Origin of the sequence: Streptococcus sp. KR (assembly GCF_002238115.1) — a bacterium.
Taxonomy (GTDB): Bacteria; Bacillota; Bacilli; order Lactobacillales; family Streptococcaceae; genus Streptococcus.
The window spans coordinates 1-209 of record NZ_NGVM01000406.1; the positions used below are offsets into that span (position 1 = coordinate 1).

The 209-nt window shown below is 46.9% G+C and carries 1 pseudogene; it reads left to right on the plus strand.

What is annotated here, in order from left to right:
* Positions 1 to 209: pseudogene (locus CBI42_RS13150) on the plus strand (hypothetical protein); the annotation flags it as partial.

Sequence of the window (209 nt, forward strand, 5' to 3'; positions counted from 1 at the left end):
TGCCTACTTCTGGTCATTCCCCGGTTGGGGTGCGTATATCTTCAAAGGTAAGATTCATCACCGATCCGTTCATTTCCGTTTAACCCACCAAGTCTTGAAACACTTGCCTGGAACCCGCATTCAAAGCATGGGATATAATCCCGTCCGCAAGCGGTTGTTGATGCTGTCAGATGCTTCGATTGCCAGTTTTTCGTCCAAACGATTAAAAG